This is a genomic window from Thermosipho africanus Ob7, from assembly GCF_003351105.1.
GTDB classification, from domain to species: Bacteria; Thermotogota; Thermotogae; order Thermotogales; family Fervidobacteriaceae; genus Thermosipho; species Thermosipho africanus.
The window spans coordinates 94,125-117,332 of record NZ_NKRG01000006.1 but is presented as its reverse complement, the minus strand read 5'-3'; the positions used below and the strand labels follow the sequence as shown (position 1 = coordinate 117,332).

19 protein-coding genes and 3 tRNA genes are annotated in these 23,208 nt (G+C 31.4%); 12 read left to right on the top strand and 10 right to left on the bottom strand.

Features of this window, described 5'->3' with window-relative positions:
* Window positions 1–3: 3 nt before the first annotated feature.
* From OB7_RS07465 to OB7_RS07445, 5 genes are all read right to left on the bottom strand, one after another.
* Window positions 4–78, bottom strand: a tRNA-Gly gene (locus OB7_RS07465).
* Window positions 79–90: 12 nt separating this feature from the next.
* Window positions 91–177, bottom strand: a tRNA-Leu gene (locus OB7_RS07460).
* Between the two features lie 5 nt (window positions 178–182).
* Window positions 183–258 (bottom strand) — tRNA-Lys (locus OB7_RS07455).
* Window positions 259–340: 82 nt separating this feature from the next.
* The gene (locus OB7_RS07450) at window positions 341–1,393 is read right to left on the bottom strand and encodes a sensor domain-containing diguanylate cyclase (protein WP_114702923.1); all 1,053 of its coding nucleotides are present in this window, start codon (window positions 1,391–1,393) and stop codon (window positions 341–343) included.
* A gap of 14 nt (window positions 1,394–1,407) precedes the next feature.
* The gene (locus OB7_RS07445) at window positions 1,408–1,872 is read right to left on the bottom strand and encodes a GNAT family N-acetyltransferase (RefSeq protein ID WP_114702922.1); all 465 of its coding nucleotides are present in this window, start codon (window positions 1,870–1,872) and stop codon (window positions 1,408–1,410) included.
* An 82-nt stretch (window positions 1,873–1,954) separates the two neighbouring features.
* Here OB7_RS07445 and OB7_RS07440 point away from each other — a divergent pair, with 82 nt between their 5' ends.
* The 5 genes from OB7_RS07440 (at window position 1,955) to OB7_RS07420 (ending at window position 7,803) form a co-directional block, all read left to right on the top strand.
* Window positions 1,955–2,443, top strand: a complete 489-nt coding sequence (locus OB7_RS07440; protein WP_114702921.1) for a dihydrofolate reductase — start codon at window positions 1,955–1,957, stop codon at window positions 2,441–2,443.
* A 96-nt stretch (window positions 2,444–2,539) separates the two neighbouring features.
* Window positions 2,540–3,991, top strand: a complete 1,452-nt coding sequence (locus tag OB7_RS07435) for a GGDEF domain-containing protein (protein WP_114702920.1) — start codon at window positions 2,540–2,542, stop codon at window positions 3,989–3,991.
* A 141-nt stretch (window positions 3,992–4,132) separates the two neighbouring features.
* Window positions 4,133–5,650, top strand: coding sequence for a sodium-dependent transporter (locus OB7_RS07430; protein WP_012579690.1), 1,518 nt, complete (start codon window positions 4,133–4,135; stop codon window positions 5,648–5,650).
* Window positions 5,651–5,652: 2 nt separating this feature from the next.
* Window positions 5,653–5,754, top strand: coding sequence for a MetS family NSS transporter small subunit (locus OB7_RS07425; protein WP_114702919.1), 102 nt, complete (start codon window positions 5,653–5,655; stop codon window positions 5,752–5,754).
* A gap of 108 nt (window positions 5,755–5,862) precedes the next feature.
* Window positions 5,863–7,803 (top strand): S9 family peptidase, encoded by a 1,941-nt coding sequence (locus tag OB7_RS07420; protein ID WP_114702918.1) that lies wholly within the window; start codon window positions 5,863–5,865, stop codon window positions 7,801–7,803.
* Between the two features lie 27 nt (window positions 7,804–7,830).
* On the opposite strand, the gene OB7_RS07415 is transcribed toward OB7_RS07420, so the two are convergent.
* Genes OB7_RS07415 through OB7_RS07405 form a run of 3 tightly spaced genes read right to left on the bottom strand, consistent with a single transcriptional unit; the run spans window position 7,831 to window position 12,725 of the window.
* Complete coding sequence (locus OB7_RS07415; RefSeq protein ID WP_232618081.1) at window positions 7,831–8,487, bottom strand: DUF1175 domain-containing protein; 657 nt, start codon at window positions 8,485–8,487, stop codon at window positions 7,831–7,833.
* Window positions 8,405–8,803 (bottom strand): hypothetical protein, encoded by a 399-nt coding sequence (locus OB7_RS07410; RefSeq protein ID WP_170128453.1) that lies wholly within the window; start codon window positions 8,801–8,803, stop codon window positions 8,405–8,407. The genes OB7_RS07415 and OB7_RS07410 overlap by 83 nt, the downstream gene beginning before the upstream one ends.
* 7 nt (window positions 8,804–8,810) lie before the next feature.
* Window positions 8,811–12,725, bottom strand: coding sequence for an MG2 domain-containing protein (locus tag OB7_RS07405; protein WP_114702916.1), 3,915 nt, complete (start codon window positions 12,723–12,725; stop codon window positions 8,811–8,813).
* Between the two features lie 335 nt (window positions 12,726–13,060).
* Between OB7_RS07405 and OB7_RS07400 the strand changes: the two genes are divergently transcribed.
* The 7 genes from OB7_RS07400 to OB7_RS07370 all read left to right on the top strand — a co-directional run bounded on the left by OB7_RS07400 (window position 13,061) and on the right by OB7_RS07370 (window position 20,729).
* Entirely contained in the window at window positions 13,061–14,374 is a 1,314-nt protein-coding gene (locus OB7_RS07400; protein WP_114702915.1) for an ABC transporter substrate-binding protein, read from the top strand.
* A gap of 71 nt (window positions 14,375–14,445) precedes the next feature.
* On the top strand, window positions 14,446–15,312 hold the full coding sequence (locus OB7_RS07395; RefSeq protein WP_114702914.1) for a carbohydrate ABC transporter permease: 867 nt from the start codon (window positions 14,446–14,448) through the stop codon (window positions 15,310–15,312).
* Window positions 15,313–15,322: 10 nt separating this feature from the next.
* On the top strand, window positions 15,323–16,156 hold the full coding sequence (locus tag OB7_RS07390) for a carbohydrate ABC transporter permease (protein WP_012579683.1): 834 nt from the start codon (window positions 15,323–15,325) through the stop codon (window positions 16,154–16,156).
* A gap of 208 nt (window positions 16,157–16,364) precedes the next feature.
* Window positions 16,365–16,568, top strand: coding sequence for a hypothetical protein (locus OB7_RS07385; protein WP_004104412.1), 204 nt, complete (start codon window positions 16,365–16,367; stop codon window positions 16,566–16,568).
* Window positions 16,562–18,229, top strand: coding sequence for a LytS/YhcK type 5TM receptor domain-containing protein (locus OB7_RS07380; protein ID WP_114702913.1), 1,668 nt, complete (start codon window positions 16,562–16,564; stop codon window positions 18,227–18,229). Before OB7_RS07385 ends, OB7_RS07380 begins: the two co-directional genes overlap by 7 nt.
* Window positions 18,223–18,906, top strand: a complete 684-nt coding sequence (locus OB7_RS07375; protein WP_114702912.1) for a LytR/AlgR family response regulator transcription factor — start codon at window positions 18,223–18,225, stop codon at window positions 18,904–18,906. Before OB7_RS07380 ends, OB7_RS07375 begins: the two co-directional genes overlap by 7 nt.
* A gap of 137 nt (window positions 18,907–19,043) precedes the next feature.
* Window positions 19,044–20,729, top strand: coding sequence for a carbon starvation CstA family protein (locus OB7_RS07370; RefSeq protein ID WP_114702911.1), 1,686 nt, complete (start codon window positions 19,044–19,046; stop codon window positions 20,727–20,729).
* A gap of 52 nt (window positions 20,730–20,781) precedes the next feature.
* Here OB7_RS07370 and OB7_RS07365 read toward each other — a convergent pair whose 3' ends face one another.
* Both OB7_RS07365 and bgaS read right to left on the bottom strand, forming a co-directional pair.
* Window positions 20,782–21,786: a LacI family DNA-binding transcriptional regulator gene (locus OB7_RS07365; protein ID WP_114702910.1), complete on the bottom strand. Its 1,005-nt coding sequence runs from the start codon at window positions 21,784–21,786 to the stop codon at window positions 20,782–20,784.
* Between the two features lie 14 nt (window positions 21,787–21,800).
* Window positions 21,801–23,183, bottom strand: coding sequence for a beta-galactosidase BgaS (bgaS, locus tag OB7_RS07360; protein WP_114702909.1), 1,383 nt, complete (start codon window positions 23,181–23,183; stop codon window positions 21,801–21,803).
* Between the last annotated feature and the right edge of the window lie 25 nt (window positions 23,184–23,208).

Below are 23,208 nucleotides of genomic sequence, written 5' to 3'. Positions count from 1 at the left end.
CCTTGGAGCGGGCGACGGGATTTGAACCCGCGACCTCCTGCTTGGCAAGCAGGCGCTCTACCACTGAGCTACACCCGCATACTTTCTTCTTGGTGCGAGAGGTGGGACTTGAACCCACACGGGCGCGAGCCCACTGGATTCTAAGTCCAGCGCGTCTGCCAATTCCGCCACTCTCGCCCCTCTGGTGACCCGGGCGGGATTCGAACCCGCGGCCCCCTGATTAAAAGTCAGGTGCTCTACCTGCTGAGCTACCAGGTCAACCGTCACAAGCCGATTAAAATAATACCATATACTTTATGTTCTGTCAAGTTTCTACAAAACTACAAAAGTAAATTATTCTTTAATTTTTGTTTTTATCTTTGTACATCATTTCATCTGCTATTCTAATAGCATCTTCAAACCCTTTATCCAACATACAGTAGCCAATTGATACCCCAACATTCACATCTTTATCTTCTACATTAATATTTCTTGATACATGTTCTTTAATTCTTTGAATTAATTTTTCTAGACCTTCTCTAGTTGAATTTACTAATATTATAAACTCATCTCCGCCATACCTTATTATTAGATCATCACTTTTTACTGTATTTTTTAATCTCCTTGAAATTATTCTTAATACTTCATCGCCAACAAGATGCCCAAAACTATCATTAACTTCTTTAAAATTATCCAAATCCAAAAAAATCAAATAATTATACTTACTGTTATCAATATAATCTAAAACTGCTCTATTGTATAAACCTGTCAATAAATCAATATTTTTTTCTTCTAATCTTTCTTTAACTCTTAAAATATTCAAAATTGGTTTTGATAATTCTTCAGTGATTATATCAAAAAGAATTTTATCAATCTTTTTCAGTCTTTTCTTTCTATACCAATCAACATTTAATATTGCATAGACCTCTCCGTTATAAACTAATGGAATACCGCACCACGATCTTGTATCTATACCTTTAACTTCTTTCCAATACTTAGTTTTCAAAACATCAGAAATAAAGTAATAGCGTTTTTTGGAAATAATTTGGCTGAGATTATACGGTGTATTATTTTGTAAAAATTCTCCCAAAATCTCAAGTGGTTTATCATCCAAATTATAGTTCCAAACAATAAATCTCCACATTTTTTCTTTTGGAGTTAAAAGAAGAGACCAAGCTTGAGCTTCTAAAATCTCAACTATAAACTCAAATATTTCCTTTAAAGTATCTATAGTATCATCTTTATCGTCATATTTATTAAAAATCTTATACACTCTATACAAAAAATTCTTTTCAAAAGCCTTTTTGCATGAAAAATCAAAACAACCGACTTTTTTCAAAACTTTTAAGTTTCTCCAAAAATAGAGAAATAAAATTAGCAAAAAAAATGCTAAAATAAAAACAAAATATATCATTTTTTTACTCCTTTTTATTTATCTAACAAATCTTTATATACTCCTGGACTAGAATCTGGAATTTCAATTGCTCCAACTGCTTTCTTATAATATTCAACAGGTCCCGCATCTCCAATTATAGCGTATGCATATCCTACATTAAGCATATCCTGTAACGCTCTTAAAAGCAAAGCTTTACCAATACCTTTCTTTCTATATTCTTTTAAAACACCGGTTGGTCCAAAAAAACCTCTTGATGTCGTGTCATAGCATGCAAAACCAACAATATCTTTACTTTCTTTTTCATATGCAATAAAAACGGATATTGGATTGTTTGAAAACGCGACATCAACTTCACTTGCCCAAAGTTTTCCAAAATTTTTTAAAGTCCACTCGACAACATGAATCTTTTCAGGACCAATAGGTCTTTTTATAAGAATATTTTCTGATAAATCGTAACTAAAATCTAAATCATATAATTTGACAATTAAATCCGACATGTTTTCACCTCATTTCTATATTCATATTATATAACAAATTATGTTAAAATTAAAAAAATGACAAAAAAAAGGGGGAATTAATATGCATTTATCTATGATTGTTGTTACAGACATATTTGGAGGTTTTGCCATTTCTGAATACGATAAAATAGAGTGGGGATCTAAAGAAGATAAAGCGCACTTTAGAGAACTTACAACAAAGATCGGAACAGTAATAATGGGGCGAAAAACGTACGAAAGTATTGGTTTTCCTCTAAAAGACCGCTTAAATATTGTTCTTACAAGTAAAAATTACAAAAATTCAGAAAATCTTATTTTTTTAAATGAATCACCAATTCAAGTAATAAGATTTTTGGAAAAAAATAAAATTAATGAAGCTGCAGTTATTGGTGGTAAATCAGTTTTCAAGCAATTTTTTCCATATATTGATAAAATTTATATTACAATTGAACCAATTACTCTTGAAAATGCAGAAAAACTTTCTTTTCCATATCAACAATTCAAGTTAATTTCAACTAATATTTTAAATGAAAAAGGAACCATTCTCCTAGAATATTCAAAATTACAATGAAAATCTTTACATAATAGTTGCCATTTTTCTATAATAATGATAATATAATTTTGATTAAAATATTATTTTTTTATTAAAATATATGTGGGGGAAAAAATGAAAAAACTCGGCTTCTCTATTCTTATATTTATACTATTATTCCTGTTTCTAAACCAATTAGTCAAAGTAGACGGTATCCCATTAAACGATATTAACCTACCATATACTACACTTAGCAAACCTTCAACAATTACTTTGTCAACTACTATTAAAGTTGACAAGTTTTATAGTTATCTCTTTTTTGGAAAGGTTTCCGCAAGCAAGATTAAAATTCTTGTAGAAAATGATGAAATATTTGAGCTTGGAACAGTTTCTGGAAACCTATGGCCCAAAGCAATTGTTGTAAAGATCCCAGAAAAATTTTACAATAAAAAGGTAAATTTAAAAGTCATTTTATTTGGAGTTTACGATATCGGCATACATTATACTCCAGTTTTGACTGACCAAAAAGCTGCTAACCTCCATGCAACATTAATTAAAGTATTCAGACAAGATTTTTATATCTTTTCACAAGGTATAACATTTATTGTTGGAATAATTCTAATATTGTCCTCTTTAAAATTTGAAAAAAATATCGAAAAATCTATTTTCTACACCGGTCTTTCTTCAATTTTTACATTTTTAATGCTATTTGATTTTCAATTTAGAGCTTATTCAGGAGATATCTCAACATTTATATTCTTTAGAAAAATCTTTATATCTTCTGCGGTACTTGCCCAATGCTTTAACGTTATAGGCTTTAGTTCGCTTTTAAACAAAAACAAAAAAATCTTTCTTCTTCCAACACTTATATTATTGTCCATTTTCTTTGCATTTAATTCTTTAAGTTCATTCAATCTTTTAAGTAGTATTTTAAATGTTTACATAATAATTCTATCTTCTTCTATTTTTTATTTGGTATACAAAAACAAACTTAAAATATTTTATTTTAGCACAAACTTTCTTATTTTATCAATTTTGCAAACAATATATCTTCTTTTTACAAAAGCATCCAGTGAAATTATGCTTCCATATGGTATTGTAATCTTTAGAACTGGAATAAGCTTAATTTTAATAAAAAAGTTTGAAGAGATTGTAAAAGAAAAAGAAAACCTCAAGGATCTTACATTCGTAGATCCTATGACACAACTTTTTAATCGCAATATAATTGAAAACATCCCAAACAAGGGAAAATTAATTTTAATAGATTTAGACAATTTTAAAGAATTAAACGACACCCTCGGCCATCAATTTGGAGATAAAATTTTAAAAGAATTTGCAGATATTTTAAAAGAAAACACAAGATCAACAGATTATGTTATAAGACTTGGCGGCGATGAATTTGCCATAGTTACTGACACAGAAAATCCAGAACAATTGGTTAATAGGATCAGGAAAAATTCAATTAAGAAACTAAAATTAGATTTTTCATATGGTATTTCCAACAATTTTAACTTTGATAAAGCATACAGTGTTGCAGATAAAAGGTTATACACTATGAAGAATGAAAAAAAGAAGCTAAAGAAGTAACCTCCCTCCTTACCCGCCTTTTGTTACGTTTAAATTGCCTGTATTGTTTTTAAATTAACAAAGTAAATTTTATTTGACTAACTTTTATGTTTTTTGATATAATATTAACCAAGCATTACATTTTTGAGAGGAGGGGATATGGTGGCTAGGCAAAAGTGGGGATCTAGATGGGCTTTTGTTCTTGCGGCAGTAGGGTCAGCTGCTGGTCTTGGTAATGCTTGGAGATTCCCTTACATGGCATATTCAAACGGTGGTGGTGCTTTCTATGTTCCATATTTTATTGCTCTATTTTTGGTAGGTATTCCACTACTTATGGCCGAATTTGCAATCGGTCAAGGGCTTCAAAGTAGTGCTCCAAAGTCAATGGCAATAATAAGAAAGAACGCAGAGTTCATTGGTTGGTTTGCCGTTATTGGCGGTGCAATCATTACTTTCTACTATAACGTCATTATGGCTTATATTTTCAACTATCTTTACTACTCCTTTGGAGTTGCCTGGAAAGATGATCCAAATGGTTTCTTCTTTGGAAAATTTTTACAAGTTTCAAGTGGACCTGGTGAGCTTGGTTCAATTAGATGGCCAATTGTTATTGGTCTTGCTCTAACCTGGCTATGGATATACTTTATACTAAGAAAAGGTACAACTTCAGTCGGAAAAACAGTTGCATGGACAGTACCACTTCCAGTTGTACTTCTTTTAATCCTTGGAATCAGGGGAATCACGTTAGATGGTGCTGCAAAAGGATTGAATTTCTTGTTTGAACCAAACTTTGCAAAACTTGCTGATCCAAGAGTTTGGGCAAATGCATTTGGCCAGATATTCTTCACCTTGAGTCTTGCATTTGGAATCATGATCGCATATGGTAGTTATAACAAAAAAGAAGAAGATATTGCAAACAACGCTATTATAACCGCTCTTGGAAATAGTGCAACATCTTACCTTGCAGGTATTGCAGTATTTTCTGTTCTTGGCTATATGGCAACTCAGTTATCCGTTCCAGTTGATAAAGTAGTCAGTGGTGGAATAGGCCTTGCATTTGTAGTTTATCCACAAGCTATTTCTCTCTTCCCAGGTGGAGTTGTTGTACAATCAATTATCGGTCTTTTATTCTTCTTAATGCTTTTAACACTAGGTATTGACTCTGCATTTTCCCTTGTCGAAGCAGTCGAAGCTGCTGCATCAGACAAATTTAAGGTAAATAAAAAGGCATTTTTGATAGGCTTTTCAATCTTTGGATTCCTAGCAGGCCTTTTGTTCTCAACACAAGGAGGACTTTACTGGCTTGACATCATCGACCACTTTGTAAGCGTTTATGGACTTTTAATTGCTGGAATTTTGGAATCAATAATAATAGGTTGGTTGTTTGGTGCAGAAAAACTTAGAAAATACATCAATGAAGTCTCTGAAATTAAAATTGGAAAATGGTTTAATTTCTCAATAAAGTTCCTTATACCTGCTGTACTAATTATAATTTTAGGGCTCAATTTCTTTGATGAACTTAAAAAACCATACGGTGATTATCCATCATGGGCATTGTGGACCGGATTTTCAATGCTTATTATAACCCCAATAATTGCAATTATACTTTCAAAGATTCCTCCAAAAGATAAAGATTATTACAAAAAAGTAGAAATTGATCTTACGGAAGGAGGAAACTAATCATGAGTGTAAGTGCTATTATATTCTTAATTTTAGCAGGTGTTGTCTTGTTCGGTGGGCTTTTCTGGGCACTTGGTATCGCTGCAAAATCTCAAAAAAAGTAATATAACATTTATCTATATCCCCCATCCTTTTTTGGATGGGGGATTTTTTATATACATTAATTCGCAAAACTAACTAAAAAGATGTATAATATAAACGGAGGTGAAAAAATGGAAAAAATAAAAATTGAAGATTTATTTAATTTTAATTTTTTGTCAGGGATTTCATTATCAGATGATGGAAAGTATCTTGCCTTTGTAGTAAGCAAAGCAAATGAAGAAAAAAACAACTATACATCAAATATTTGGCTTCTTCATACAACGGATAGCAAATTAAAAAAGCTAACAACATACGGAAACGAAAGCAATTTTATATGGCTAGATAACAAAACAATACTCTTTCAAAGTATTCGAGAAGATGATGAAAAGCAGAGAAAGCAAAATGGAGAAAAATTTTCTTCATTTTATAAAATAAGCGTTGATGGAGGAGAAGCTGAAAAATATTTTGAAATACCACTAATTGTTAAAAAAATTAAAAAGCTCGACAGTGAAAATTTTGTAATTCTTGGTGAATATAATATATATGACAACGACAAAGATTACATTATCTTAGATGAAATACCATTTTGGTCTAATGGTGCAGGTTTTACAAACAAAAAAAGAACCAGGTTATATCTTTTCAATTTAAAAAATAAAGAAATTATTCCAATATCTGGAGAGTATGAAAATGTTTCACATTTTGATATTGCAAAAAATGGAAAAAATATATTATTTATTTCAAATGAATATAAAGATAAAATGGAGATACGCTCAGACTTGTTTATATATAACCTAGAAACCAAAGGAAAAGAAAAGCTAACTCATGATGATCCATTTAGATATGCATACGCTTACTTTTTAGATGATTCAATTATATTTGCTGGAAGTGACATGAAAAATTTTGGAGTAAATGAAAATCCAAAATTTTATCTTCTTGATCCAAAATCAAAAAAAGTCACATTATTAACTCCTAATTTTGATTTAAGTATAAGAAACAGTGTCGGTTCAGATTGCAGATATGGTAGTTACAATAATGCTGCTGTCGACGAAAATTACCTTTATTTTGTAACCACTGAATATAGTAGTTCCTACTTAAATAGAATAGATAAAACTGGTAAAATAGAAAAACTTACAGTAAATGGTGGCTCAATCGATGGATTTGACGTAAAAAATGGAGAAATTTATTTCATTGGCCTAAAAAATTTTAAATTGCAAGAAATATACAAGCTTGAAAAAGCAGAAAAACAAGTAACGTTCTTTAATGAACGGCTTGTAAATGAAAGAAAAATATCAAAACCAGAAAAGTTTACATTCACTAACAAAGATGGAATTGAACTAGAAGGTTGGATTATTAAACCAGTAGATTTTGAAGAAGGAAAAAAATATCCTGCAATATTAGATATTCATGGTGGTCCAAAGACTGTATATGGAGAAGTTTTCTTTCACGAAATGCAAATATGGGCAAGTGAAGGCTATGTAGTTATGTTTACAAACCCAAGAGGAAGCGACGGAAGAGGCAATAAATTTGCAGATATTAGAGGCAAATACGGCACAGTAGACTATGAAGATCTAATGAGCTTTGTAGATGAAGCATTAAAAAGATATCCATTTATCGATAAAGAAAGGTTAGGAGTAACTGGTGGTTCATACGGTGGGTTTATGACAAATTGGATAATAGGTCATACAGATAAATTCAAAGCTGCTGTATCTCAAAGAAGTATTTCTAATTGGATATCTAAATTTGCAACAACAGACATAGGTTACTACTTTGTAGCAGATCAGCAATCAGCTACCCCATGGGACAATTTTGAAAAGCTCTGGTGGCATTCTCCTATGAAATATGCAGATAAAGTTAAAACTCCTACACTTTTCATTCACTCAGATGAAGATTATAGATGCTGGATTGCAGAAGCAATTCAAATGTTTACTTCTCTCAAATATTTTGGAGTTGAAAGTCGTCTTGTTATTTTAAAAGGCGAAAATCACGATCTTAGCAGAAGTGGAAAACCAAAAAACAGAATAACACGCCTAAGAGAAATAACAAATTGGTTTAACAAATATCTAAAAGAGTGATGCATTCGCATCACTCTTTTTTTACAATCAATCATTTAAAAATTTTAGCCTAAAATATCCCAAAAACGCCTTATTAAGCCTTATTGGCCGCCATGTCATATCCCCAAGCATCATATCTTCAAACCTTACATATCTTATCTCTCCACCTGGTCCTGTATGGTAAACAAAACCATTTGTTGTATAAATCATTACATGAAATGGAAAGTCTGGATCTTCTGGGTGAAAAAAGAAAACTAGGTCGCCAACTTTTGCATGCTTTTTTTCAAAAGAAACAAATTCAACGTTATACATTAAAAGATTGTAAGCTGTAACATACGGCACAAAATCTTTTCCGTCAAAAAAGATATTAACTGAAAGTGGAGTATCAGGATAGTTGTATTTTTTAACATCCTCAAAAATCGGCCCCCTGTATCCTGTTTTTTTTATCCAGTTCATGTCATGCTTTTTTAATGCCTCTTTTAATGAATAAAATACAAAACCAGCACAATCTTTTGTTTTGAACGAGGGGTGCTCATTATCTACGTTGTCAAGGGCAATCGAGACAAACCAGAGTCTAAAATTTAAACTATCATTCAAGTCTAATGCAAGCTTTGAAAATCCTTCATTCATTCCAATGGGAAATAATAAAGTTGTGCAAATTGCCATCAAAAACATTAAGAAAATCTTCAACTTCTTTTCTATCATATTCTCTCAACCACCAATATATCAAACCTTCCTGGTATTTTTCATCTAAACCATATAATACCCAATGCAATAACTCATGAAGTAATACTTTCTCATATACTCCTTTTTTCGTCAAGATATTTATCGGTTGCAAAATTATCTTAAAATCAAAATATACTCCTCCAATGCTATAAGGCATTCCTGTAATTTTGTTAAATTCCTGCAACGACCTACTTTCAAATATAACAACAGGTCTTTTAGGAATTGTAATACTTGCCTGGCTTAAAAATTCATCTAACTTTATTAATACCAAATCTGGAATTTGTTTTTCAAACAAAATTTGACTATTTAATAACAAAGGTATCAATATGAGAGATAGCGTAAGTATCCTCGTAGTACATATTGTAAACGTACGTAGGCTTTTTAATATATTTTCCACTAGAAGTCACTCTCCAGTAATATGTAAGTTTTCCGGGAGTAAGGTATCTAATAAAAAATGCTACCCTATCTTTTTTTACCTCTCTATAGCTGTACCATATATTACTATCTTCATACCATCTATACGAAAATTTACTGTAATACTCCGGTGTTTTTTCATAGTAATATTTATTAACCTGTGCACATGCAGGAAGATATTCTTCAACCACTAAATATTCTCCGGTACCATCAATGGTAATTTGCGTCTTTAAAAAGTCTCCTTTTTGAATTTCAAAATTATCATTTTCTACAAATTGAATTTCATAGTATCCTTTACCAAAACTATACTCATTTCCCACAAATTTAAACGGTCCTTCTACAGCTAATCTCCCGTTTTCAAAAGAAAGTGGAGTGCCCTCTTTCAATAATACTGAGATTTCTTTAGTCACTTTTGAAATCTGCACAGGTGTTGAATCGACTAATTCCATACTAATTGGGATCCAACTACTTTTCACTGGTAAAAACGCATCAATATACTCTCCATCGAATAAAAATTCATACCTTTTAAAAATTTCTGTTTTTAACTTTATTCCATGGTATTGATCTTCTTTTTCAATTCTCTCAGTTTGTTTTACTTCAATGAACCCTTCACCATTTACAATTACTTTTCCGCCTTCACTTTTAACTGCTATATCACTCTTTATGTCTTTAAAACTATCACTCTCAAGAATTGCAAGAACAGAAGCAGCTGTATCTTTCGTCGAATACCAGAAGGGACCGTCCTTTTTCGAAAGAAGATAATTTACCATTTTTTCTCTTAAATCCGGATATTTTTCTTCCAAAGACAGAAGTCTTAACGCATAGCTTGTTAGATATACCGAAGAATAAAATCCATTCGACTCTATATATGCAAAATTTTCTCCAACTTTTGCATATTTCAAAACTTTTTCTGGAGTGGTAAATATTTCATCAATAATATTTTTTGATTTAAAGTCTACTTCTTCTCCGTATAACTTTAACACAAAAATTGCATATCCATTTAACTCTTGTTTTTTTAGATAACCTATTGCTTCATCCAAAGAAACTTGTGGAAAGTAATATCCATTCTGTTTTGCATAATATAATCCTTCTAAAACATAGCTAGTCATATAAACGTCACTTTTATCATTAGACCACCAACCCCAACCACCATCTCTTTGCTGCAGTTTTAAAATTCTCTGAAACCCTTTTAAAACTATGTCATCAATGTCTTTTCTTTCCAATATTTTCTTTGCAACCAAAGCTGGATAAAAAGAACTCATAGTCTGTTCAGTACAACCGTAAGGATAAGTTATCAAATTCTCAATAGATTCAGCAAGTAAATCTTTTAAATTATTTATAACCTTTATATCTACATCTTTTTCAAACTCCATTTTACCTTTTATTCTTAAAACTTTGCTTGATACTTTTTCAATATAAGCTGCATTCACAGGCACTTTAATCTTTATAGCATCATGTTCATCATTCAAAGATGCTTCCAAAATAAGATCTACATTTTTTCCACTAACACCCTTAAGTGAAAATGGTATTCTTAAATCACGTTCTATATTAAAAACACCACTTTCAAAAGTTGAAGTTGCATTTTTAACACTCAATTTCACCTCAACTTTTCCTGATTTTCCAGTATAATTTTTTACATAAATTACACAATCTGGTTGATCATTATTTGTTAAAAATTCTGGAACAAATAATTTCACCTCAAATTGCTTTGTAACTACAAACGTTGCACTTCCTTCTGAAATGTAGTCACTTGAGATTTCATATGCTAGAACTCTCCATTTTGTTATACTATCTGGTACTTTCAAGGTTAAATTTTCTTCAAAAAGATTAGGACTCCAGTACAAAGTTTCTGGGAAATACTCTCTAATGTTTTTTTCTTCCGATTCCTTCGAACTTGCAAATATATGCTTTTCTTTTTCATTTTCAAATCGACTTAGATAGTCTAAATAAATATATTTCGAAGATTTATAGACTTCAAAAGTTGAATAATAAAGTCTTGGATATAAGTCATTTATAACAGAACCCCTATCAGACAAAAGATAGAGGCCTTCATCGACAATGCTTACCACTTTTAATGATTTTGAATCTTTAAAAGAAACTTTAGCAATTTCACCTGGTTTATAAACATCCTTATTTGTCTTTATTTCTAATTTTCTTACCCTATCATGCAAAATATTTATCTTTATATTATCATTAAATTTTAATCCATAATAAGAGATAAAATATCCATCTGATATTTCTTCTTTTGGAATACTAACCTCTACACTTTCCAGCTTATTATCTATGATCTCAAACACATCAATATTTGTACCACCGGCAACTAACACTCCAACATCGTCTTTCGGCTCTACCGTTATTTTTACCTTTCCTCCTGGTTCTATACTATCTCTATCAACAGTTAATATTCCTGCATTGCTTTCTCTGTATCTTTTAAATACTAACTTTCTTTCCTTTCCAAATTGAACTTCAACATACCATGTATCTTTTGGCAAATTCAAGAAACTTTTTCCATCTAAAACTGTTACATATTCTTCTTTCTCGTTTATTTTAATCAAAGCAACTCCATTTAGTGGCGTGCCTGAAAGATCAGTTATGTACAAATTCAACTTATTGTTGTTTATCTTTGCATCTATACTTACATTATCTTTTTTTGCATCTATAAAAACTTGTTTTTCATATTGTCTTCCTGAATCATCCACTACAAGAGACTGTATACGATAATATCCACCTTCTTTTAGATATAATCCGTACACTGCCTGTCCATTTTCATCTGTTACTGCTTTAGTTTTATTAATCAACCTACCATCTCTAAACGCATAAAAAAGAACTTGAGCCATTTTTACTGGATCTCCATTTAAATACCTTGCAGAAAGTTTTACGTTAACAGTTTGTCCTACAATAGATTGTGTGGCAGAAGGGGTAAGCTCTATTGTGTAAGTAGGTTTTACATAATCTTGCAATAAAAAGTAGTGATAACCTAAAGCTTTTCCCTTCTCTTCTATTGTTAATACATAATTTCCAGTTATTATCTCATCTGTTGTCTTATATTCAAATGATACTCCTCCAAAATCATCCGTATTAAACTCTTGAGAAAAAATCTCATTTGAAAATGGATCTCTTAAATGGACTAATATTTTCGACGAATATGGAACGTATTTACTACCTTCTCTTTTAAATAAATTAACCCTAAACCTTAACACATCACCAGGTTTATAAATAGGCTTATCTGAGAACACCAAAACCTTTTTTTCTGAATAAGGATTGTATGCAGAATACCTTGAGATAAAGACTACGTTGTTTTCATAAAAAAAGACTTTTCCTTTGTATTTTTCTATATCAGCTTTAAAAACAGGCACTGAAACCATCCTTAAATAATCATCATCAAAGTAAAAAAGTTTACTTACAAATTTTCCTTCTTTTAAATCATACACCGAAAAATAAAATTCCTTATCATTGCTTGCTACAAAGGCTTCATAGTTTGTAAGAAAAAATAAATTGGAGACATATTTATCTTTTCCCTCCAAAACAACATAATATGCCCCTGGACTTTGTGGAAGAATTATTGAAAACACTTTTTCATCAGACTTTTCAAGCAAAAATCTTACTGATTTTCCATCTTTTAAATTCTTTTCAAATATCTCTTTAGTTATATCAAACTTGTATACTCTTACTGAAACAGGCTCATCTGAATAAAACGATATAGTTCTATTTGGATAAAGTAAAACATCTGGTGTTCTAAAGTAGCTAAAAGAAAAAGAAAGTACTATGGTTGTTAATAAGAAAAACACAAAAAATTTTTTCATATTATTACCCCCACTAATGTGATTATACAAAACAATTATACATCACTTTAATAGAAAAAATTAATTTTGTACCTTAATATATCTTAATATTTCCAAAAACAAATTAAATATACATTTAATAAAATCTTTTTGAGAAGTTCAAATCTAGTTACTTTATATATTTAAAACCAGATTAATTTTTATGTAAATTAGATATTGTTGCTCTCTTTTAATTATAGTTTATTATTATCAATATTGTTTTTATAACTTTTAGTTTCTGTAAAATTCATACTTTTTCTTATTAATTTAAATTATTGTATAATTAATCCGCAACTTAAAAAAGGAGGGGATTGAAAATGAAAAAGCTGTTGGTTTTAATTCTTGTTGTTATAAGTATACTCAGCTTTTCAAAAGTAACTATTGAATTTTGGCATGCTATGAGTGGTTGGAGAATTGAACTTCTTGAAAACATGGCCAAAGAATTTATGGCAACTCACCCAGATATCCAAGTAAACGTTCAGTACACAGGATCTTACAGAGATACATTCAACAAAACAATTGCAGCTGTAAAAGCTGGGAATGCACCGCACGTTGTACAAATATACGATATAGGAACAAGAGCTATGATCGATGGAAACATAGCTGTCCCAATAGGAGATCTTATTGCCAAAGATCCAAGTATTGATTTAGGAGCTTTCTTACCTCAAGTTCTAAATTATTACACAGTTAACGGAAAACTCTATTCTATGCCATTTAATTCTTCAAATGCAATTTTATTCTACAACAAAACTTTCTTTAAAGAAGCAGGGTTAGATCCAAATAGACCACCAAGAACCTTCGATGAATTAATCGAATATAGCAGAAAACTGGTCAAAAAGGATAAAGATGGAAATATTATAAGATATGGTTTAACTTGGCCAACACACTCTTGGTTCTTTGAACAACTTATGGCAGTTCAAGATGCACCACTAGTAAACTATGACAATGGTAGAGGAGACAAAAGACCTACCGAGGCTGTATTCAACAGTCAAGCAGGTAAAAATATTTTCGAACTATTAGCAAAGATGACTAAAGAAGGATTATTAATAAACACAAAGAGAGAAGATTGGAGCGGGGCAAGACAGATATTCCTCTCCGGTAAAGCTGCTATGTTACTTTACTCAACTTCAGATGTTAAATTCATAACTGATACCGCAAAAGAAAATGGTTGGGAAGTTGGCACTGCATTCTTGCCAAAACCAAGCCTTTCTATCCAGGGTGGTGTTGTAATAGGTGGAGGTTCACTCTGGATTCTTAAGAACCATCCAAAAGAAGAAATCGATGCTGCATGGGAATTTGTAAAATGGATGACAGAACCTGCACAACAAATTAAGTGGCACCTTGAAACTGGTTACTTCCCTGTAAGGAAAGATGCATTAGAACAACTTTTAATGGAAGGATTCTACGCTGATCATCCAAATTACTTAACAGCAATATTCCAACTCCTTCTTTCAAAACAAACACCTAATACAAACGGTGCAATTATTGGAGTGTTCCCAGAAACAAGAGAAATTATAGAAACAGCATACGAGAAAGTTATAAACGGTGAAATGACAGTTGACCAAGCTCTCAATTGGGCAGCTGATCAAGTTACAAGAGCATTGAAGAAATACAATAGGCTATATGAATAATAAGTTCTTTTATTAATTTTTAGTTGCGCCTCCTTTTTGGAGGCGCTTTTATAGAAATAGGAGGTGTTGTCTTGAGAAAACTAACACCATATCTTTTGTTAGTTCCAACCTTTTTAATAATCATTCTTTTTATTTATTTTCCAGCCTTTAATTCTTTTAAATTGAGCTTCTTTCAAGAATCTTTCTTTGGTGATAAATCTATTTTTGTTGGACTAGACAATTATATTGATTTATTTACCGATAGTGAGTATTATAAAGTTTTAAGAACAACTTTTATCTACTCACTTTCTAGTGTTGGTATTACTATATTTCTTGCATTTCTAATAGCACAACTATTAGTTAAAAACTTACCTGGTACTAGAATTTTTAGAACTTTAATGTTCTCACCATATGCAGTTTCACCAGCAATTTCTGCAACCCTTTGGTCAATGATGTTTACTCCAACTGCAGGTCTTTTGAGCTATCTTTTTCAAGTTATCTTCCATATAGACGTTGACTGGTTAACAACTGTGCCATATGCTATGATCGCATTAATAGCAGCAACCGTGTGGAAAATGCTACCATTTGATCTGATCTTTTACATAGCTGCTCTCCAAAATATTCCAGATTCAATCTTAGAATCTTCCCTCATCGATGGGGCAAGCTCTTGGACTAGAATGTGGAAAATTAAATTCCCACTTGTAACTCCTATTACCTTTTATCTATTTATAATGAACTTTACCACAACCATGTTTTCCTCTTTTGGAATTATAGATATTATGACTCGAGGAGGCCCATTGGGAAGTACAACTACAATGATTTACAGGTTATATCTGGATGGATTTGCTTTCCAAGACAACGGCCTTGCAGCTGCTGAATCAGTAGTAATGTTTGGTGTAATGTCAATAATTACATATCTTTACTTTAGATTTGTTGAAAAAGGTGTACATTATCAGTGAGGTGATAATTGTGAATAGAAAAAATAAAGTTTCCTTTATTATTTCAGAAATCATTTTAATCTTGGTTACAATTATTATGTTTTCTCCAATTTTCCTTGCTTTTATGATGAGTTTTATGACTCCTGCTGAAGTATTTAGCTTTCCTCCAAAAATAATACCAAAAAGCTTATATTGGCAAAACTATAAAGAAGCATTAAGACTTGTGCCACTAGGAAGAATGATAATTAATTCTGCTATAGTAGCTTTGTTTATAACCCTTGGAAAGCTAATAACCGGGATTTTAGCAGGTTATGCTTTTGCAAATTTTAACTTTAAAGGCAAGAAAGTCGCTTTTGCTACCTTGTTTATTACACTATTTCTTCCAGCTGAAACAGTAATGATTGTTCCTCTTTTCTTGTTAATGAAATCTCTGGGATGGGTAAATACTTATTATGCTTTAATAATCCCATTTACTGCAAGTGCTACAAATACATTTTTAATGAGGCAACACTTTAGAACCATTCCTATGGAATTAAGTGACGCAGCAAGAATAGATGGCGCAAGTCCAATGCAATACCTTTTCAAAGTTTTACTTCCATTATCAAAAGCTATGATCGGAGGAGCTGCATTAATCAACTTTGTATATGCCTGGAACATGTATCTGTGGCCTCTTGTTGTTACAATGGATGATAAAATGAAAACAGCACAAATCGGAGTAAAAATGTTAATTGATGCAGAAGCTGCAAACAACTGGGGAACAATTATGGCAGGTACTATGATTGTTCTTGCACCTACCCTTTTAGTATTCTTCCTCATTCAAAATCTATTCGTTAAAAGCCTTGTTAGCAGCGGTCTAAAAGGCTAATTTATACCTTATCAAAGATAATAAAAGGAAAATATTTACAAATAATGGAAATTCCTGTAAAATACAGGAATTTCCTTTAATGTTTTTTATTTGATACAATATAAGCTGGAAATAAAAACAAAAAGGATGTGATAACATTAAAACTCTCATTTTATACGGTACTGCTTTAGGGGTTATCGATATAAGGGGCATTAAGAAAGTTTTGAACATGTATGAAAAAGTTTTAATATATACAGCTAAAGAACCGCAAGGAAAAGCTAAAGAAATGCTTAAAGACCTTAAAAATGTTGAAGTGTTCATAACTTTAAACTTTTACAAAGATGCAAAGGTGAAAGCAAAAAAACTTGGCAATTGCGAGTTAAAAGATTTAGGAGATTTTGGTGAAAGGGCGATGATGAGAGATCCATGCTAGAAAATATAAGTTTAATTTTACTTGAAAGGGTTTCCTTAATATTGGTAATTACATATATAACTTTTCAAAGTTATTTTATCAAAAATATTTTTGGTAAAACCTTAGTTGCAAAAAATAGACTTGTTTTAGGTATTATCGGAGGATTTTTAGGAATCTTAGGAACAGTTTTTGGAATCAGATATAATGGTGCCATAGTCAATTACAGAGATATTGGAGTTATTTTTGCAGGAATGCTAGGAGGAATACCTGCCGGTTTAATTGCTGCTTTAATATCTTCAATTTTTAGACTCTTTTTAGGTGGTATAACCGTTATTCCATGTTTTCTTGGAACAATAACCGCAGGAATTATAAGTGGCTTTATCTCACATCTTTATGGAAGAAAACACTTTACATTCGTTAGAACACTCCTTTATACTGTATTAATTGAAATCATACACCTTACATACGTTTTGGTTATGGTAAAACCATATTCTCTTGCCTTTGATATAACATTTAAAATACTTTTCCCAATGGTAATAACAAATTCTCTTGGTGTTTCTTTTTTAAATTACATGATTAAAAATATAGAAGAACAATTGGAGCAAACAGCAGAAAATACAATAAACTCTATATTTGTCATAATGGAAAAAAGTTTAAGTTCTATTGAAGAAGGTTTTAACGAAAAAAACGCAAAATTAATAGCAGAGACAATATTAAACAACACAAATTTTGATGCCGTAGCCATTACGGATAAAAATAAAATATTGACTCATGTAGGCATTGGTAGTGATCACCACGTTACTGGAATGAACATACAAACCAATGCAACAAAAAAAGTAATTGAAAGCGGACATGGTTTAAAGGTTGTTGGAAAAAAAGGGATCAGTTGCTCTGCTTACAATTGTCCGCTTTATTCTGGAATAATAATCCCTCTAACGGATTTAAATAATGAATTAATTGGAACCTTGAAATTATATTATTCAAAAAAAGGCGAAATTAAAAATTCTGACATAATCTTTGGAAAAAAACTTGCTCAGACATTATCACTAATTATTTCATTGGCTAGAGTTAATGAAAGTTTAAAGCTAGCAACTGAAGAAAAACTAAGAGAATTAATGTCTAACTTAAGCCCTCACTTTCTATTTAACACACTAAATGCCATAAAATATATCTCAAAAAAGGAACCTGATAAAGTAAATTATTTTATTGACAACATCTCAGAACTATTAAGATATACCCTATATGAAAACAAAAAATTTGTTTCTTTAAAAGACGAAATAAAATTCACAACTAACTATTTAGAATTAATGAAATTAAGGTACAAAGATAAATTAAGTTATGAAATAACGGTAAACGTTGAAAATACAATAAAAATTCCACCTTTTATACTACAACCCCTTGTTGAAAACTCTATAAAACACGGAATGAAGGAAGATGAGTTGATAATAAAAGTAAAGGTTGAGAGCATCGATAACTATGTAAAAATTTCTGTTGAAGATAATGGTAAAGGTTTTAAATCTTCAAATAAAAAAGGAAAAGGGCTTGAGCTAATACAAAAAAGATTAAAATCAATATACGGTGAAGATTATAATTTTTCTATAAAAAACGGAATCTTTGGTGGAACAACAGTTGAGATAAAAATAAAAAGCATTAGTATAAAGGTCGGTGAAGCTGTATGCTAAAAGTAGCTATTATAGATGATGAATACTATGCAAGGGAAAGTTTAAAAGATCTAATAAACGAAATGACAGATTTTGAAATAATAGGTTGCTTTGAAAGCGTTGAAGAATTTTTAAAAAATAAAAAAAATAAAAAACCTGATGTTATTTTTTTGGACATTGAAATGCCATCTATAAACGGCATTAAAGCTGCAAAGTACCTTGATAAGTACGAAATAGTTTTTGTTACTGCCTATTCAGAGTACGCCGTTGACGCTTTTGAGGTTAATGCCCTTGATTATTTAACAAAACCTGTGTCAGAAATAAGATTTCTTGAAACTATAAAAAGAATAGAAGAAAAATTATGTACAAAAAAAATTATTAATACGATTGCAGCAGAAAACAACAATGAAATAATTTTTTTAAGCTTTGATGATATACTATATTTCGAATATTTTGAAAAAAATATCATCGCAATTACAGAAGATAATGAATTTGTAATTAAGCATTACAAAAGTCTTGGAAGTTTAGAAAAAGATCTTCCACAAAACTTTGTTAGAATCCACAAATCATATATCATAAATCTCAACTTCATTGAAAAATTTATTAAAGAACCTATCTCTCTTGAAATGAAAAACAAAAAATTACTTCCTATAGGAAAAACTCACCTAAAAGAAGTTAAAAAAATCCTAAAAATATAACCTTTGTCAAGAAAAATCAATATCTTTTGCTCCTAAAAAATGGCCGTTTAGGCCATTTTTTTAACGTATAAGATTAAACCGCCTATTCTAATGATAAATTAGATTTTGGAAAACCATTAGAGAGGAGGGAAATTTTTATGAATTCTTTGATACTGGCTATACTAGCATTCGTTGGATACTGGGTGGCATATAACACATATGGAAAGTGGATATCAAAGAAGATTTTTGGTCTAAATGATAAAAACCCTGTTCCAGCAAAAGAGTTTGAAGACGGAGTTGATTTTGTTCCAACAAAAAAACATATTTTACTTGGTCACCACTTTACTACAATAGCAGGTACAGGCCCTATTGTAGGTCCTGCAATAGGTGTTATTTGGGGATGGGTTCCGGCATTTATCTGGGTGTTTTTTGGCTCAATATTCATGGGTGCAGTTCATGACTTTACTTCTCTTGTAATTTCTGCAAGACATCAAGGTAAAACCATTGGTGAATTAACAGGAAATCTTATAAATGAAAGAACAGCTAAAATATTTTTAGTGCTAATACAATTTTTGCTATGGATAGTATTAGCTGTCTTTGCTATGATAGTAGCTTTACTATTTATTATGTACCCACAATCTGTATTTCCAGTATGGATGGAAATTCCAATTGCTATGTGGTTAAGTTACATGGTTTACAACAAAGGAAAAAATGATACGTTATATTCCATAATTGCAATTATATTAATGTATGTAACAATTGCTATTGGCGTAGTGTTCCCAATTAGTGGTATATCACTTCTTGGCTGGATATACATTTTAATGATTTATGTATTTATAGCCTCTACTATGCCAGTTCATAAGTTACTACAACCAAGAGATTATATAAACTCTCACGAACTTTTAATTGCTATGTCACTATTAGTACTAGGCGTTATAATTGGACATCCTAAAATAGTTGCTCCAGCATTCCAAACAGTTCCAGATGCACCTCCACTATTTCCAATTTTATTCATTACAATAGCATGTGGTGCTATCTCAGGTTTCCATAGTTTGGCAGCTTCTGGTACAACAGTTAAGCAAATGGAAAAAGAAACAGATGCTCATTTAATTGGCTACGGTGGAATGATCCTTGAAGGTGTTTTAGCTACAATAATAATTATTGCTGTTACCGCAGGGCTTGGAATGAATGGTGGAGGAGTACAAGCATTTACATCACATTATGCATCATGGGCGACAGCAAGTGGTTTGGGCGCAAAACTAGCAGCCGTAATCAATGGCTCGGCAAACTTGATGCATTCATATGGAATACCACTAGATTTAGCAAAAACAATAATGGCAGTCTTTATAGTTTCTTTTGCAGGAACAACCATGGACTCTTCAACAAGAATTCAAAGATTTGCATTGCAAGAGTTATTCTCCAACAAAAAAGGTGAAGTAGTAGTCAAACCTTTAAAAAACAGATTTATTGCTACTGCAATAGTAATACTAGCAGCTTTAGCACTAGCATTATCAACAGGAGATGGTAAAGGTGCTTTAACATTGTGGCCAGTATTTGGTGCATTAAATCAATTACTTGCTGCTCTAGCCCTATTAATTGGTACGGTCTATTTAGCAAAAAAGAAAAAACCAATATGGATTACAGGAATACCAATGATATTTATGTTTATAATAACACTGTATGCAACAGTATTAAATCTCAAAAAATTTATAAGCAGCGGAAATGGTCTATTAATATTCGTAACTATTTCAACACTTGTAATTGCTCTATGGATAATGATAGAAGGATTTATAGTTATCTTTAAGTCTAATAAAGAAATCGTACCTGTGGAAGAAGAAATTTAACTAATAAAACCCCCGGATGTTAATTAAAAAGTCCGGGGGAATTTCTTTAAGTTTATCCAATTTTTTTAACTGATTTTCTAACTATAAGTTGCGGTTGAAGAATTACATTCTTTGGTATATTCGAACCTTTATTTTGTATCCTTTCAATCAACAATTGCGCCGCAGTTTGTCCCATTTCCCATCTAGGCTGCTTTATCGTTGTTAAAGGTGGAACAATATATTTAACGTAAGGTGCATCATCAAATCCTACTAAAGATATATCTTCAGGGACCTTTAAACCTTTTTCATACAGTGCACTCAAAGCTCCGGTAGCTGTCCAGTCGTTAATTGTAAAAATAGCTGTAAAGTTCTTTCCATACTTTTCTAAGTGTGCTATAACAGATTCATAGCCAATCTCTGGTTCATATCCTTCAAACTCACTATAAAAAACTTCCACATCATCATGTTTTTTCAGAAACTTTAAAACTCCTTTTTCTCTTTCTAAAGCAGCAGGCGAAAGATGAGGCCCTCTAATAAATAAAATCTTTCTATGCCCATTTTCGTATAAATGATTCATTGCAATAAATGCTCCTTGTTTATTATTAACGTTTACTGAATCACAGGTTATATCCTCTATATTGTAATCAAGAGCAACTATTGGAACCCCACTTTTCAAGAATGGCTCAAGGTATGTAACACCGGTGTACAACTCGCATAATATTACACCATCTATTTTTCTTTTAAAAAACTGGTCTAAAACATACCTTTCAGATTCGGGAAGCATCTTTGGTATAGAAACAATAAGCTCAAAACCATTTTTACTTGCATAATCTTCTATGGCCATTACCATTTCATTGTAATGATCTCCTACAAGGTTAGGTACTAAAACCCCAATAGTATAATTTAAATCAGCAATTTTTCTCAGAGCCGGCATAGGCTTATAGCCTAACTTCTTAATAACACGCAAAACTTTTTTGCGTGTTTCTTCTTTAACCCTATCTGAACCATTTATTACCCTTGAAACTGTAGCAGTTGAAACACCGGCTTCCTCTGCTACTCTTTTAATGTTAACTTTCAAATGATTCACCTCGATTAAAAATTCATAATACCAAATGGATCAAATTTTCTAAAATGCTCGGTTGTCTTTTTTCTAATAATATCTTTATATATGTACATTGATGGTTTTGGAATATACTCTTTTCTTTCAAAATCTGTATAAGCAAGTCCAAACCTTTTTGAATATCCTTTTGCCCATTCATAATTATCTATAATTGACCAGTGTAGGTATCCCCAAAGCTCTACATTTTCATCCAATGCTTTTTCAACCGCGTATAGATGCGAAATTAAATATTGTGATCTGTATCTATCACTTTCATCAGCTATTCCATTCTCAGTTACAATCAAAGGCCTTGAATATCGACCATAGAGATGCTTAAGCATTTTGTACAAACCCTCTGGATAAATTTCCCAGCCAAAATCGCTTGCAGGTCTACCAATTTTTGAAAAACCTTTTTCCGGACATCCATATCCGTAACCAGGAAGAATCCTCCAATCAACTTTAAAACCTGCTAATTCAAAACCTGGAATTTTATCCACTACCTTTCTAGTGTAATAATTTACACCAATAAAGTCAAGTCTTTCTTTGACCATATCCATGAAATACCAATTTTCATAATACATAGCTTTTTCGAATATTTCTTCATCATCTTTTAACGTGTCAACCCAGGAAAATGAGTATATAATTCCAACCGGTTTATCTGTATATTTCTTTATTGCATCATATCCTAAATTATGAGCTTTTGCTTGATTTTTAAAACTTCTTACAAACCAATCAGGAGAAAAATAGCTTGGTGGGAATCCTGCGTTAATACTTAAATATCCAAGCCATCCAACGATGTTAGGTTCATTCATTGTTGACCACAAATCAACAATGTCTGAAAACTTCCATGCTACATATTCTGCAAATTTAGCAAATTCTATTGGAGCATTATCTTTTACCCATCCTATCTTTTCCTTTTCTTCACCTTTGAGAACTTTTATTGGGTCATGAAGCCATATAGGCAAAGTAAAATGGTTAAGGTTTAAAAATAACTTTAACCCTTTTTCTTTAATATCTTCCATAATTTTTCTGTAGTGTTCCAACGCATCATGATTCGCCAATTCATCTAACTCCTGAAGCATATTTCCCGAACCATAATCTACTTTTTCAGTGCTTTCGGGAAATATTCTAGACCATTCTATACCAATCCTTAATACATTCATGTCAAAATCTTTAGCAAGAGAATGAACTTTTTCATATTTATTCCAGTAATCTGCTCCATTTTCTGGAAGATCACCACTCACAACACCATTTAAAACATTCCTCATATCTCTTACCCAATGATACCAATCTGTATTTTCATCTACATCATTCATTCCCATTTCAAATTGAAATCCAGAAAGAGATGCACCAAACAAAAAATCTTTTGGAAACATTTTTTCACCTCCATTCACTCGTAAG

Bases quoted from the DNA above. Each gene is read 5' to 3' on its own strand.
- OB7_RS07380 (WP_114702913.1), top strand. From the start codon at position 16,562: ATGCTAGAAAATATAAGTTTAATTTTACTTGAAAGGGTTTCCTTAATA.
- OB7_RS07415 (WP_232618081.1), bottom strand. From the start codon at position 8,487: ATGATAGAAAAGAAGTTGAAGATTTTCTTAATGTTTTTGATGGCAATT.
- OB7_RS07405 (WP_114702916.1), bottom strand. From the start codon at position 12,725: ATGAAAAAATTTTTTGTGTTTTTCTTATTAACAACCATAGTACTTTCT.
- OB7_RS07425 (WP_114702919.1), top strand. From the start codon at position 5,653: ATGAGTGTAAGTGCTATTATATTCTTAATTTTAGCAGGTGTTGTCTTG.
- OB7_RS07385 (WP_004104412.1), top strand. From the start codon at position 16,365: ATGTATGAAAAAGTTTTAATATATACAGCTAAAGAACCGCAAGGAAAA.
- bgaS (WP_114702909.1), bottom strand. From the start codon at position 23,183: ATGTTTCCAAAAGATTTTTTGTTTGGTGCATCTCTTTCTGGATTTCAA.
- OB7_RS07445 (WP_114702922.1), bottom strand. From the start codon at position 1,872: ATGTCGGATTTAATTGTCAAATTATATGATTTAGATTTTAGTTACGAT.
- OB7_RS07375 (WP_114702912.1), top strand. From the start codon at position 18,223: ATGCTAAAAGTAGCTATTATAGATGATGAATACTATGCAAGGGAAAGT.
- OB7_RS07370 (WP_114702911.1), top strand. From the start codon at position 19,044: ATGAATTCTTTGATACTGGCTATACTAGCATTCGTTGGATACTGGGTG.
- OB7_RS07435 (WP_114702920.1), top strand. From the start codon at position 2,540: ATGAAAAAACTCGGCTTCTCTATTCTTATATTTATACTATTATTCCTG.
- OB7_RS07450 (WP_114702923.1), bottom strand. From the start codon at position 1,393: ATGATATATTTTGTTTTTATTTTAGCATTTTTTTTGCTAATTTTATTT.
- OB7_RS07400 (WP_114702915.1), top strand. From the start codon at position 13,061: ATGAAAAAGCTGTTGGTTTTAATTCTTGTTGTTATAAGTATACTCAGC.
- OB7_RS07420 (WP_114702918.1), top strand. From the start codon at position 5,863: ATGGAAAAAATAAAAATTGAAGATTTATTTAATTTTAATTTTTTGTCA.
- OB7_RS07440 (WP_114702921.1), top strand. From the start codon at position 1,955: ATGCATTTATCTATGATTGTTGTTACAGACATATTTGGAGGTTTTGCC.